Raw genomic sequence first — 12,893 nt, 5'->3', positions numbered from 1 at the left:
TTATTAAATACGTTCCATCGCCGTCTTCAACGTTCCAACAACAAAGGCAATTTCTTCACTTGAAATAATAAGCGGCGGTGCTAATGTTAAGACGTTATTATATCCTGCTGTTGTCATACCGTTGCGTCCTATAATTAAGCCCTTTTCTTTACAAGCATTTACGACACTTGCAATTTTGTCGTTATCAATTGGCTCTTTCGTCTCTTTATCATTTACTAGTTCGATTCCAACTAATAGACCTTTTCCTCTAATATTCCCAACAAGCGGATGTTCTCCAATTTCATCTTTTAGTTGCTCTAATAAAAGGGAACCCATTTGCGCAGATCGCTCGATTAAATTTTCATTTTCCATAATCTCTAAGTTTTTAAGTGCTAATGCACAAGCTGCTGGATTTCCACCAAATGTATTAATATGTCGGAAGAATTCATACTCTCCCTTCCCTTTAAATGCTTCATATATTTCTTTTTTCACAGCCGTTGCAGATAATGGTAAATATGCGCTCGTAATGCCTTTTGCCATTGTAATAATATCTGGCTTCACATCATAATTCATAAATCCAAATGCTTTTCCTGTACGCCCGAAACCGCAAATCACTTCGTCACTAATAAGCAAGGCACCGTGTTTTTGACACGTCTGATGAACAGCTTTCATATAGTCTTGTGGTGGCATTAATATGCCACCGCCTGTGATAATTGGTTCCATAATAAAGGCGGCAATCGTTTCACTTAATTCCCACGTCATAACACGATCGACTTCTTTCACACATTCTACATCATAAATATGCTGCCCTTCAATCTCAGGCATACGGTAACAATCCGGTGGTGTTACGTGTAAAAAGCCTGAAGCAAACGGCTCATATTGATATCTACGCTGCGCTTGTCCCGTCGCTGCCATTGTCGCCATTGTATTCCCGTGATACCCACGATAACGTGACATAAATTTATAACGATGTGGTTCACCTTTTTGCGCATAGTATTGCCTTGCTATTTTAAAAGCTGTTTCGTTCGCTTCTGAACCACTATTTGAGAAGAAAATAACATACTCTCCCCCAAGCCACTCATTTAACTTTTCAGCAAGCTTTATAGCTGGTTCATGAGATTGTGACATCGGAAAGTATGATAATGTTTGTAATTGCTTATAAGCCGCTTCTGCGAGCTCCTTTCTTCCATATCCACTATTCACACACCAAAGACCACTCATACCATCTAAATATCTTTTTCCTTGTATATCTTCAACCCAGCACCCTTCAGCTTTTGCCCCTACCATTGTACTATTTGGACTAAAGGGACGCATTCCGTGCCAAACATATTGCTCATCTTTTGCTAATAATTCATCAGTTTGCTTCGTTTTCATCATTACTTCCACCTTCCATAACAACTTATTTTTCAAAAAAGCTGCGCTGGTGCCATGATGACTTAAATTTCTCCCTGCTATTTTCATTCCACAAAATTAAGACAAATCCTACTTACAAATCAGTAATATTTACAAGAAAATGACAAAAGAAAAAAGAGCTTTTCTTATCTATCGAAAAGCTCCTCTTTTATTTAATGTGAAGACGCATCACTAATACCGTGACCAGTATTAGATTTCACAAGAATTTCATCAAATTTCGCTGCATCTTCTTTCTTACTAGATAAAACAGTTCCTAAATATGCTGCAAGAAATCCGAGCGGAATTGAAATAATTCCTGGTGTCGTATATGGGAATATCGCTTCCCCAACAAAAATAGCTTTTCCAGCTACAGGGTTCCAAACATTCGGACTCAACGCTACGAGAACAATTGCTGATACGAGCCCTACAATCATACCGGAAATAGCACCCGTTGTATTAAAACGCTTCCAATATATTGTAAATAAAATCACTGGTAGATTTGCACTCGCTGCAACTGCAAATGCTAATGATACTAAAAATGCTACGTTTAATGTTTGGGCAAATAATGCAAGTATGATAGATAGTATCGCTACTCCAATAGATGCATACCGAGCCATAGATACTTGCTCTTTTTCTGTTGATTTCCCTTTGCGAATGATCTCATTATAAAAATCATGAGCGAATGCTGATGCTGCCGTTAATACGAGACCTGCCACTACAGCCAAAATTGTTGCAAAAGCAATTGCTGATACGAAAGCAAATAAGAAATCTCCACCTAACGCTTTTGCTAATAAAGGTGCCGCCATATTACCAGCTGGGTTCGCTTTAATAATCGCTTCATTTCCTACAAAAGCCGCCGCACCAAATCCTAAGAAAATCGTCATAATATAAAATGCACCAATTAACCACGTCGCATATACGACAGATTGACGTGCAGTTTTTGCATCACGTACTGTAAAAAAGCGGACAAGTATATGTGGTAATCCAGCTGTACCAAGTACTAGTCCTAAATTTAAAGAAAGTGTATCAAGACCATCCTTATACTTTACACCTGGATTTAAAAATGAATCTTTTAATGGTGTAGCTGTTTTCATTTGAGCGAACATTTCAGTCACGCTGAAGTTGAATTTTGCGAAAACGATAACAGAAATAATAAACGTACCAGCCATAAGTAATACAGCCTTTACAATTTGTACCCAGCTCGTTGCTGTCATACCACCAAAAATAACATACACCGTCATAAGTGTTCCAACGATTAATACAGATGTCGTATATTCAATTCCTAATAATAATTTAATAAGTGCACCCGCGCCAACTAATTGTGCAATCATATAAAAGATAGAAATCGTCATCGTATTAAGAGCTGCGACTCCGCGAACTTTTTTCGCATCAAAGCGTGCTGCAATCATATCCGCCAAAGTGTACTTTCCTAAATTTCTAAGCGGTTCTGCAACAAGATATAGTACAACTAAATAAGCAACTAAAAAACCGATACTATAAAAGAATCCATCAAACCCAGTTAATGCGATTGCTCCGGCTATACCAAGAAATGAAGCAGCAGACATATAATCTCCAGCAATGGCCAGACCATTTTGCCAACCAGTTAATCCCCCTCCAGCCGTATAAAATTCACTCGCATTTTTCGTTTTTTTCGATGCAAAATAGGTTATGACAAGCGTACCAAGAACAATAATTAAAAATAGTGCAAACGCAGTAGTATTCAAGTTCAGCCCCTCCCTTTTTGCATATCTTGCAGAATTTTTCGGGAGATTTCATCAAATGATTCTGCTTTTTTGCTATAAATCATACATAGTGCCCATGTCATGATAAATTGGGAAAAAGCAAATACCCACGCCCATGTAACGTCACCAAATGCAGGTGTATTGAGCACCTTTGAATACGATGTTAAAATAGGTAATGCGATAAAAAAACTAAAAAAGAAAATACTCATTGGAATGATAAACTTCTTTTTCGTATTTAATAACAATTGAAATTCTTCCGACTGAACGACCTCTGTATAATTCACCTCATTTTGCAACTTACGTGCTGACGTATCATCTCGTTTCATTAACCGATCCCCTCTCTTACTTGAAATGCACTTCCCCCTTGCATACCTAAAGACTAAATTTTATAAATATTCAGAAACTTATACTTATTGTAGACAATCCGTGCATTCATGCAAAGATTTTTTGATAGACATTTTTCGGCAATTTCCCCTAAATTTTTAATATACTTTTTCAACATAAAGTGACACCTTACTTATTTTTTCCTCATTAAGACAAAAGCAGTGCTTAACGCACTACTTTTGTCTTTTTTTCCTTTTCTAAATTACGAGCTGTTTCGCTTAACTCAACCTCTTTTCCGTCTTTAAGTGTTCCAAATATAAAATCGAATACTGGATTTGAAACACCGAACCAAAACTTTTCGTTTTTATAATGGTGTAATATATGTTGTTTTTTTAGCCATCTTCCAAACTTAGTGACGGGACGAATCGGTCTATGGGCAATATAATGTTTCCATTCGTAAACGAGCAGCATAATAATCATTCCGATTCCAAATGAAAGTGTAATAGTAAGACTTTTTGTAATACCATATGCTATAAGTAAATATACAGTAAAACTAGGTATACTAAACCATACAGGTAAAAACAAAAGTTTTAAATCATCTGGATATACGTGGTGATCATAATGTAATCTTCTTAACATTTTTAATAGAAATGTGTTTTTAGGTGGCTTTATATGGAATAAAAAACGATGTGTCATATATTCATTCAGTGTATAGAAAACAATTCCAAACATACATGCTAACATGCCAAACCACGTTAAAAATTGCATTTTTAAAATAATAATGAAAATAAATAGAATGCTATACATAATGACGATATCATATTGTAAAAAGAACTCTTTCCCCACTTTCTTCATCTTGTTTCCCCCTTTTCCAAAAAAACAGCCGCAACATATCGTTACGACTATTTCTTTTCTATTCTTATTCTATTCACTTTACAAATTTGCCTGCTGTTCTATTGTCGAGAAAAAATTGTTTGGTCCAAATATATTTTGCTTTGGAATAATATGTTCCACTGCAAACACTGTTACTTCTCCTCTTTGCACTTCTCCAATAATGAGACCAAATATTTGATGATTTACTGCAAACGTCGGTTGCTTTGTTTGTAGCAATCTTGCAGCATTATGAAATACTGCTTCATATAGTGGATTTCTATCAGTAATTTCTTTTCGAATTTTTGGCGCTAACGTAATTATAATTTCTTTTCCGTCAATAGTGGTTCGATACATAAAAATCTCCCCTTCAATCTTATGTGAACAACTGTAAAGCTTTGTATGCAAAATGTATAGAGTAACCTACTAAAATAATACCTGCTCCGGCTGTTATGTAGCCAAGCGCTTTTGGTTTTAATAAAGTTCTTCCAAAATGTACAGAAAAAGCAATATTTAAATTCCATAAAATAATACCTGCAATAATGCAAAGACTGTACAAAAAAGCTTCTTGTTTCGTTACCTTCGTAAGTAATGAGCTAAGTGTACTTCCGTATATACCAAACCAAAAAACAAGATTTAATGGATTGGATATCGCAATTAAAAATCCTGCCATAAACGATTGCTTAAGACCACCTACCTCTTCTTTTTTATATTCCATGTTTGAGTGGGAAATTCCTTGTTTTACACTTTGAAATCCTAAATAAAATAACAAGAAAAAACCCGTGCAATACATGAAGGCTTGTACATATGTATACATAAACACAGAAGATAAACCGAAATAAATGAGAAGCATAAATAAAACATCTGCAGTCATTCCACCAATTCCAACAACCCAAGCATGCCAAAACCCACGTTCAATTCCTCGTTTTAACATTTCAATATTAATCGGCCCTACTGGCGCAGCTAATGAAATACCTAATACGATTTGCTGTATAATTGCTCCAATCATCGCTCTATCCTTTCTACTCTCTTTACTACTAGTTAATGATGTAATTTGAAAAAATAGACTAGCTTTCATAATAAAATACCCTTTTTTATCCAAAATATACAAAAGAGCCATCTAGGTGATGGCTCTTACTTTTCTATCCTATGAAGAAAAGGACATTTCCCTTTTATTGGTTCTACATCGTCTCCTATAAAATATTGTTTCCATTCACGATGCTCTGGGTCACCATAATGACTAATGTTAGGATGTTTCGGCAATTGATCCCACTTTTCAACTCGCTCACGGACCATTTGTCTTGAATATGCTCCTTTAGGACGATCCCCCTCTAATCCATCAAAAATAGTGCGTGGCTGAAACCCAATAACGAGAGAATTCCCTAAATGTCTAGTTTTTCGCTGTTTATAAGCTGGCGCGTTTCCAAATGCGAATATTGGCTCACCACAAAATGAAAATTCCCATAAATAATGGTCTGGATCTTCAGGAATTTGCTTTGGCCATGCTTGATTATCGTTTTCATGTAAATACTGTAACACTTTCCAAAAGGAATCACGGTAATATTCGAGTGATCGTTCTTCACATTCCGGTTCTACAAAAAGGAAAAAGCCCCTTCTTACAATCGGCCTCTCTTTCATTAACTCTAAAAAAGATAACATTGTATGCGGCAAATGACTCCAATCATTATGAGAAAGAAATGAATAACGAAGTTCATTCTTTTTCAAAGCTGTTAAACCGAAATAACATGGAAAAGTTGGTTCTAACACGACACTTGAAAAAATCTCAAATTCTTTTGCAACCCAATCCGGTATGTCGGTTCTCGTTCTCATTCCTTCATTATCTAATAAGTACGACCTATTCATTCTTTCACCTCGTTATGTATAGCATTCAATTAAGAATATTACATACTCGGCCTGTCCTATACCTATTTAAAAATTTGATTGGGAAATTATTTAAAAATATAAAAAATAAAACCGCTTACTTGACTAAATTCTCCCAATTCGTGTATATTTAAATTAATCATTTAGCAGAATATTCAAGAATATAGCATTTTTAGTTTATATTATTTCTTTAAATGAATTTCACTAAATGAAAATAGTAAACGCTTTTAGGAGGAATTGTAACATGCAAGGAAAAGTAAAATGGTTTAACAACGAAAAAGGTTTTGGATTTATCGAAATGGAAGGCGCTGACGATGTATTCGTACATTTCTCTGCTATTCAAGGAGACGGCTACAAAGCTTTAGAAGAAGGTCAAGAAGTATCTTTCGACATTACTGAAGGTAACCGTGGACCTCAAGCTGCTAACGTAGTAAAACTTTAATCCAACATATAACAGGAGGTTACCTTACTTGGTAACCTTCTTTGTTATTCCTTTGTATATTTCCGTTTTACAGAGCAAAAACTATGTAAAATGCGCACTATACAAAGGAGGAATTATTAATGGGATCAGAAGTAAATGATTTTGAAGAAGTAAAATTCCGTGTAGAAACAGCACAAAAGATGGTAGGTTCTGCAACAATTTCAATGGATCCAGACACATTAGAGCATGCCACTACTGCAGTAGAAGCAGCTCGCTCACAGCTTGAAATTATGAAATCTGTTGCAGTAGATTTAGATGAACCATTTTTAATGAACGAGGAAAAGAAACTAAGCAAATGCGAGCAGCAATTAAACGAAGCAAAGCACTAAAAAACATCCAGAGAATTTTCTCTGGATGTTTTTTTATGACAACTGTTCTCCATACTTTTTCAATGTTTCTCCAACTGTACATTGTCTTATACAAAATGAATGTGCATAATATTTACTATTTGTCTTTCGATTATGTTCTCGCAAGAAACATCCTTCACAATATGTTTCTAATAAGTCATTTACCTCTGTAATGAGTTGCTTTTTATCCACCTTTGCACCTCTCTATTCGGTTATTTCTTTATGACTATCAATGACTGTCCCTTCTAATGCTTGCGTTGCTAATTGATGTGCTTCTTTATTTTGTTTTCTAGATATCGGATCACATACAAGTTTTAATTTCATTTGCTTCGCCTTTTGTTCAATTTGATCTAAATAATGGTTTAAATGCTCATCATAACAAGGCCATTCTCCCGCCAATTGCTGCAATACAACTTGAGAATCTCCGCGAAGTGTAACTGCTTCATATTTAATCCCTAATTCCTCGAGTATATTCATACCGTATAATAGTGATGCATATTCCGCTTCATTATTATCATCTATACCTTCTATATATGCATTGCGGCGAATGCGGTAGTTTGTATTTCCTTTTTTATAGTACACACATATACCAACGCCAGCTTCTTTCGTTTGCACATCATACCCCCCATCAAAATAAACGAGTATTTCTTGGGGCTCTTCCTCTACTTGTTTACTCAGTTTTTTCATTTCCTTTAATGACCATTCTGCATCCATTTCATCGTAAAATAAAAGTTCCTTAGCTCTTCCTGTTTTCTCAAAATCCTCTGCAAATTGAAGTATTTCTTCTATGTTCATATAATCTGTTGTTAATTCCGTCTGCAATCCTCGCTTCGTTTTATACAACCAATGAATTTTATATTTCATACTAGATTCCCCTTATATAAGACTTCTTATATGTAGCCAGCTAATGAAAGCCTCACTTTATTTTATTATATTTTATCTAGAGTCACAGCATTATATTCAATATGATTACATACAAAAAGAGCTATCCCTATAGGAATAGCTCTTTCATCTATTACATAAATCTTTCAAATTGTACTCGCTTATTAATCCAGTACATTACAGGCATACCAATGGCCATTACAACAAATTCACCGACTGCACATGTTAACCAAGACAACATAAATGGTAAACCCAATGCAAGATGAAGTTCAATTGCAATCATAAACATTGTAATCGTAAAGATAACCGTATTAAAAATCATACGAGCCCAAACACCTTTAATAAATCGCATAGAAATAATCGTTGCAACTAATGCAAGAATAGATTGCCCTACTCCAAATACTAAATCATAAGCGATCATAGGTGAGAAAAAGAGATTCGTTAAAAATACACCTAATACAATTCCGTAAATTGCTTTCTTGTTAAATACAACGAGATGATTAAACATCTCTGAAATACGAAATTGTACATTCGTAAAGCCAAATGGCTGAATAAGCATAGAAACAGCAATATATAATGCCGCTAAAATACCATTGCCGACTAAAGTTCTAATATTCATGACAAAATCTCCTTAGTTTTTTTACGTGGGATGGTTTCGAACCACGTTATTCTTTTTTTTAGCAACAAGATTATATTTTACGTGGTAGCCCCTCTTTCGTCAATAGATTCCTATCATGAACTACCTTTTTTCTTTTAGACAACGTATAATGAAACATATGAAAGATTTAGGAGGTTTCACTTCATGATAGCAACAATCCAAAATGAAAAAGTGATCGTTTCCATTTCTGACAAAGGTGCAGAATTACAAAGCGTTCGCTTAAAAGAAGACAACACAGAATATTTATGGCAAGGTGATTCTACATATTGGGGACGCCGTGCACCAATTTTGTTCCCAATTGTCGGCCGATTAGTAGATAATACATACTACGTAGACGGTAAACCATATTCATTAACACAACACGGTTTCGCTCGTGATCTTACTTTCTCTGTGAAAGAACAAAGTGAAACAAAGATTACTTATATCGTTACTAATAATGAAGAAACGTTAAAAAAATACCCATACGAATTCGAATTACTCATTTCTTATGAGCTAGAAGGACAAAGCGTTCATGTAACATATGAAGTAAACAATCCTACTTCTAAAGAGATGTTCTTCTCAATTGGGGCACATCCTGGATTCAACTTCCCTTTATTGGATGGTGAATCATTTACAGATTATCACTTATCGTTTAATGGTTCGGAACGCTTAGAAACAAGCGTATTAGAAGGACCTTACCTTTCAAACAAAAAGCAATTAATCGCTGAAAATACAACTGAATTGCCACTTACATATGATTTATTCAAAAATGATGCGCTTATTTTTGAAAATATGAATACGAATGAAATTTCGATTCGTTCTCATAAACATAATAAATTTGTAAAAGTAGAATTTGATGGCTTCCCATTTGTCGGCGTATGGACACCAGGGGATAACGCACCTTTCTTATGTATTGAACCTTGGTATGGAATCGCTGATGAAGTAAATCCAGCAAAAGATTTCAAGGACAAAAAGGGAATTCAATCTTTACAAGCGAATGAAACATTTACATGTCGTTACAGCATCACAATCGGATAACTACTCTATCCCCTACTTCAAAAAAATATTTAAGTAGGGGATAACCTTATAATTTGGAGGTTTCTCATTTTGATTGAAGTATATATTGATGGTGCATCAAAAGGAAATCCTGGTCCTTCTGGTGCAGGAGTGTTTATTAAAGGCGTTCAACCACCTGTACAATTATCATTACCACTTGGAACAATGTCCAATCATGAAGCAGAATACCGCGCTTTACTTCTAGCATTAAAATATTGCATCGAGCATAATTATAGCACTGTCTCTTTTCGTACAGATTCCCAGCTTGTCGAACGGGCTGTTGAAAAGGAATACGCAAAAAATAAAATATTTGCACCTCTTTTAGATGAAGCACTACAGTACATAAAAAACTTCGATCTCTTTTTTATTAAGTGGATTCCAAGTAGTCAAAATAAAGTAGCTGATGAATTAGCTAGAAAAGCTATATTACAAAATTAACGGGGGTATGAGTGTGAAAAAAGATTGGATTGCTCCTCTTGCTTTATTATTTGTCTCTTTTATTTGGGGAGCTACGTTTGTTGTCGTTCAAAATGCTATGTCTTTCGTTGGTCCATTTACCTTTAATGGTATTCGCTTTTTATTCGCTGGAATTATTTTATTATTCGTTCAAATGATTTTCTCAAAAAACACTTCAAAACAAGATATAAAACAGAGTAGCCTCGCTGGATTAATCGTTGGGTTCTTTTTATGTGTTGGCTATGTATTACAAACATTTGGCTTACTTTATACAACTTCTTCAAAAGCAGGTTTCTTAACAGGGCTTAGTATCGTTATGGTACCAATTTTGTCTTTTATCTTTTTAAAACAAAAAGCTACCATTTTTATCGTACTTGGTATTGCTGTAGCAACAGCAGGTTTATACTTATTAACAGCTGCTGATTCTTTCCAATTAAATATAGGAGATATACTTGTTCTCGGTTGTGCAATCGCTTTCGCTGCCCATATTCTTATTAACGGCTTCTTTTCTAAGAAAATATCACCTTTATTATTAAGCACATCTCAAGTATTAGCTGTTGGTATATTTTCTTCTATTTGCGCTTTCTTGTTTGAAGATTGGGAAAAATTATTTTCAGTATCACTATGGACGAATCAATCTTTTTTATTCGCACTCTTTCTAACTGCCCTGTTTGCAACATCTATTGCTTTTTTCATTCAAACATCGGCCCAAAAGCACACTTCTCCAACGAGAGTAGCAATTATTTTCGCAATGGAACCCGTTTTTGCTGCATTAACAGGCGTTCTCGTTGCAAATGAACAACTTTCTATTTCTGCTATTATCGGATGTCTATGTATTTTCCTGGGCATGATTTTTGTTGAATGGCCTTCCAAAACAAAAAAAGAAGCGCAGGCTGCGTGAAGTTATGCTTGTAACTTCCGCATAAAAGCCTTAGCGCTTTTTTTATCTGTAATTTCTTCCTCTTTCAATCGTTCTAATAACGCAACGAAATAACTACCATCAAACTGCAATTGATGTTTAATTGTCGCTTCTATTGCTGCGTTCACAATCCCATCAGACGCACCAGTATATCCTTGTCCGAACATAATAAACCCTTGTGCTTCCTCTGATAATTTAAATCCTTTCGTATGTAAGAATGAAAGATAATCTTCTACTGTTTGCATGTTATTCCCACCTACTCAAAAATTCTCCATCTCCTATCATACATGTTTTTACACGCTATGAGAATGAAATTTCTTTGACAACTTTGTAAATCGCTCTTCTAATTCGCTTGCAATGGAGGATTTCCTAACAATCTGAAGGAATATGTACAGTGGAACTTATTTCATATTAAAGGGGAGACACGATGAAACAAGCACTATTAATTATCGACGCTCAACAAGAATTAATTGATGGAAATGAGCAAGAAAATGAAGTTTTTCGTAAAACCGAGCTATTATCTACACTAAATACAGCCATGCAGAAAGCAATAGATTCCAATGCTCTTATTGTTTTCGTAAGAGATATCGATGTTGCTTCTGGCAGCGGAGAAGGATTTGAAGTACATAATCAAATTCAAGTACCTCAGTCTGCAATCTTTATTAATAAAGCAGCAACCAATTCATTCTACGGCACTTCTTTACTTGAACTTTTAAAAGAAGAGAAAATTGGCCATATCGTTATCGGTGGATGTAAAACAGAGCATTGTATCGACACCGCAGTTAGAACTGCGACTGTACAAGGATTTGATGTTACATTAATTAAAAACGGTCATTCCACAACTGATTCTAACGTATTATCTGCAGAGCAAATTATTGCTCATCACAATAAAACTTTACACGGTCATTATAACGTTGATCATTTTTCTATGGTGAGAGATATCGAGGAAGACCTCTTTCAGCCAACTCATGACCAATATCGTGATTAAATTAGCTCAAAAAAGAATCCTTCATTTAAAAGGATTCTTTCTTTATCCAAAAATTTGTGCTGCAATACTATATAGTTCACTATTTCTTTTTATTAACCGATTACTATTTTTCATCATAATTGGTGGTGTATTCACCTTTTTAAAACCAGCAATCTCTAATTCTTTCATGAAATCGTTCTTTCCTTCTGGTACATCCATTCTTAATTTTCCATTATGCCCTCTTGCTAAATCATGTACTATTCTCATCGCCATCGCATTATTTTTAGCAACGACTGGTCCTATTATTTTATTTTCTGGCGTTTGTATACTTATACCGTATCCTACTACATTTTCTTTCGTATCCTTTACAACGACACACTGCTCACTTTGCATAATTCTTTGTTTTAAAAACTCGTTTCGGCTTGTCCCAAATGCGCCTTTATCTATTTTTATTATTCCTTCTAAATCACTCTCTTTATAAACCATCATATATTCTTCATTTTCTGCACATTTATGATTCGCATTGTACGAGTTACAAATATATTTAGAAACATAGCTTACTACCCTAAATCCTAATGTTTCATATAAGGGCTTCCCTTCATCCGTAGCAATAAGCATACATGGAGTTTGAGCTGATACGCTATTCATGCATGAATTCGTTATCATCTTTCCAATCCCTCTCCCCTTATAATCTGGATGTACAATTACCATTCCAATAGATGCCAACGCCTCCCCGTATAATATAATTGCTGCGCTAGCAATAAGTTCCTTTCTCTCATTCCAGACGCCGTATACAATACCTGAGTTAAAAACTGCTTCAATTTCTTCTCTGTTATAATCCCAGCCAATATAAGAAGATAACGCTACAATATCGCCTATTTGTTCTTTCCTAAGACGCTCCACCCTAATTTCCAATTCAATCATACTCCATCCCCTTATCTAGACATTTAAATCATTATT

18 protein-coding genes and 1 riboswitch are annotated in these 12,893 nt (G+C 35.0%); of the genes, 6 read left to right on the top strand and 12 right to left on the bottom strand.

Annotated features, from left to right (window positions below; translation table 11 throughout):
- Nucleotides 1–3: 3 nt before the first annotated feature.
- The 7 genes from BCG9842_RS07770 to BCG9842_RS07740 form a co-directional block, all read right to left on the bottom strand.
- Nucleotides 4–1,353: an aspartate aminotransferase family protein gene (locus tag BCG9842_RS07770; RefSeq protein ID WP_000850963.1), complete on the bottom strand. Its 1,350-nt coding sequence runs from the start codon at nucleotides 1,351–1,353 to the stop codon at nucleotides 4–6.
- A gap of 191 nt (nucleotides 1,354–1,544) precedes the next feature.
- Nucleotides 1,545–3,095, bottom strand: a complete 1,551-nt coding sequence (locus BCG9842_RS07765; protein ID WP_001098235.1) for a solute symporter family protein — start codon at nucleotides 3,093–3,095, stop codon at nucleotides 1,545–1,547.
- A 2-nt stretch (nucleotides 3,096–3,097) separates the two neighbouring features.
- Nucleotides 3,098–3,439 (bottom strand): DUF485 domain-containing protein, encoded by a 342-nt coding sequence (locus tag BCG9842_RS07760; protein ID WP_000817366.1) that lies wholly within the window; start codon nucleotides 3,437–3,439, stop codon nucleotides 3,098–3,100.
- A gap of 223 nt (nucleotides 3,440–3,662) precedes the next feature.
- The gene (locus BCG9842_RS07755; RefSeq protein ID WP_000755406.1) at nucleotides 3,663–4,292 is read right to left on the bottom strand and encodes a sterol desaturase family protein; all 630 of its coding nucleotides are present in this window, start codon (nucleotides 4,290–4,292) and stop codon (nucleotides 3,663–3,665) included.
- A gap of 78 nt (nucleotides 4,293–4,370) precedes the next feature.
- Complete coding sequence (locus BCG9842_RS07750) at nucleotides 4,371–4,664, bottom strand: hypothetical protein (RefSeq protein ID WP_000286367.1); 294 nt, start codon at nucleotides 4,662–4,664, stop codon at nucleotides 4,371–4,373.
- A gap of 19 nt (nucleotides 4,665–4,683) precedes the next feature.
- On the bottom strand, nucleotides 4,684–5,427 hold the full coding sequence (locus tag BCG9842_RS07745; RefSeq protein ID WP_001196842.1) for a LysE family transporter: 744 nt from the start codon (nucleotides 5,425–5,427) through the stop codon (nucleotides 4,684–4,686).
- 14 nt (nucleotides 5,428–5,441) lie between these two features.
- Nucleotides 5,442–6,170, bottom strand: a complete 729-nt coding sequence (locus BCG9842_RS07740; RefSeq protein ID WP_001082150.1) for a YqcI/YcgG family protein — start codon at nucleotides 6,168–6,170, stop codon at nucleotides 5,442–5,444.
- 262 nt (nucleotides 6,171–6,432) lie between these two features.
- Between BCG9842_RS07740 and cspB the strand changes: the two genes are divergently transcribed.
- Together cspB and BCG9842_RS07730 are read left to right on the top strand one after the other, a co-directional pair.
- Complete coding sequence (cspB, locus tag BCG9842_RS07735; RefSeq protein WP_001161731.1) at nucleotides 6,433–6,630, top strand: cold shock-like protein CspB; 198 nt, start codon at nucleotides 6,433–6,435, stop codon at nucleotides 6,628–6,630.
- Nucleotides 6,631–6,749: 119 nt separating this feature from the next.
- Nucleotides 6,750–6,998, top strand: a complete 249-nt coding sequence (locus tag BCG9842_RS07730) for a DUF2564 family protein (RefSeq protein WP_000534400.1) — start codon at nucleotides 6,750–6,752, stop codon at nucleotides 6,996–6,998.
- 33 nt (nucleotides 6,999–7,031) lie between these two features.
- Here the strand turns inward: BCG9842_RS07730 and BCG9842_RS07725 are convergent, their stop codons facing one another.
- The 3 genes from BCG9842_RS07725 to BCG9842_RS07715 all read right to left on the bottom strand — a co-directional run bounded on the left by BCG9842_RS07725 (nucleotide 7,032) and on the right by BCG9842_RS07715 (nucleotide 8,517).
- Nucleotides 7,032–7,208, bottom strand: coding sequence for a zinc-finger domain-containing protein (locus BCG9842_RS07725; RefSeq protein ID WP_000358801.1), 177 nt, complete (start codon nucleotides 7,206–7,208; stop codon nucleotides 7,032–7,034).
- Between the two features lie 12 nt (nucleotides 7,209–7,220).
- Nucleotides 7,221–7,880: a ribonuclease H family protein gene (locus BCG9842_RS07720; protein WP_000875533.1), complete on the bottom strand. Its 660-nt coding sequence runs from the start codon at nucleotides 7,878–7,880 to the stop codon at nucleotides 7,221–7,223.
- 151 nt (nucleotides 7,881–8,031) lie between these two features.
- Nucleotides 8,032–8,517, bottom strand: coding sequence for a QueT transporter family protein (locus BCG9842_RS07715; RefSeq protein ID WP_001026475.1), 486 nt, complete (start codon nucleotides 8,515–8,517; stop codon nucleotides 8,032–8,034).
- Nucleotides 8,518–8,523: 6 nt separating this feature from the next.
- Nucleotides 8,524–8,568, bottom strand: a riboswitch (PreQ1 riboswitch).
- Between the two features lie 132 nt (nucleotides 8,569–8,700).
- Between BCG9842_RS07715 and BCG9842_RS07710 the strand changes: the two genes are divergently transcribed.
- The 3 genes from BCG9842_RS07710 (at nucleotide 8,701) to BCG9842_RS07700 (ending at nucleotide 10,948) form a co-directional block, all read left to right on the top strand.
- Entirely contained in the window at nucleotides 8,701–9,573 is an 873-nt protein-coding gene (locus tag BCG9842_RS07710) for an aldose 1-epimerase family protein (RefSeq protein ID WP_000562116.1), read from the top strand.
- A 69-nt stretch (nucleotides 9,574–9,642) separates the two neighbouring features.
- Nucleotides 9,643–10,029, top strand: coding sequence for a reverse transcriptase-like protein (locus tag BCG9842_RS07705; protein ID WP_000573877.1), 387 nt, complete (start codon nucleotides 9,643–9,645; stop codon nucleotides 10,027–10,029).
- 13 nt (nucleotides 10,030–10,042) lie between these two features.
- On the top strand, nucleotides 10,043–10,948 hold the full coding sequence (locus BCG9842_RS07700; RefSeq protein WP_000711161.1) for a DMT family transporter: 906 nt from the start codon (nucleotides 10,043–10,045) through the stop codon (nucleotides 10,946–10,948).
- Nucleotides 10,949–10,950: 2 nt separating this feature from the next.
- On the opposite strand, the gene BCG9842_RS07695 is transcribed toward BCG9842_RS07700, so the two are convergent.
- Nucleotides 10,951–11,211: a DUF6123 family protein gene (locus BCG9842_RS07695; RefSeq protein WP_001195212.1), complete on the bottom strand. Its 261-nt coding sequence runs from the start codon at nucleotides 11,209–11,211 to the stop codon at nucleotides 10,951–10,953.
- Nucleotides 11,212–11,393: 182 nt separating this feature from the next.
- On the opposite strand from BCG9842_RS07695, the gene BCG9842_RS07690 reads away from it, so the two are divergent.
- A complete protein-coding gene (locus tag BCG9842_RS07690) occupies nucleotides 11,394–11,954 on the top strand; it encodes a cysteine hydrolase family protein (protein ID WP_000806325.1) in 561 nt (186 codons plus the stop codon).
- 42 nt (nucleotides 11,955–11,996) lie between these two features.
- On the opposite strand, the gene BCG9842_RS07685 is transcribed toward BCG9842_RS07690, so the two are convergent.
- Entirely contained in the window at nucleotides 11,997–12,857 is an 861-nt protein-coding gene (locus tag BCG9842_RS07685) for a GNAT family N-acetyltransferase (RefSeq protein ID WP_000571019.1), read from the bottom strand.
- Between the last annotated feature and the right edge of the window lie 36 nt (nucleotides 12,858–12,893).

The organism is Bacillus cereus G9842 (assembly GCF_000021305.1).
GTDB classification, from domain to species: Bacteria; Bacillota; Bacilli; order Bacillales; family Bacillaceae_G; genus Bacillus_A; species Bacillus_A thuringiensis_S.
Note: the sequence above shows the minus strand (reverse complement) of the source record. Positions and strands in the feature narration are given on the sequence as shown.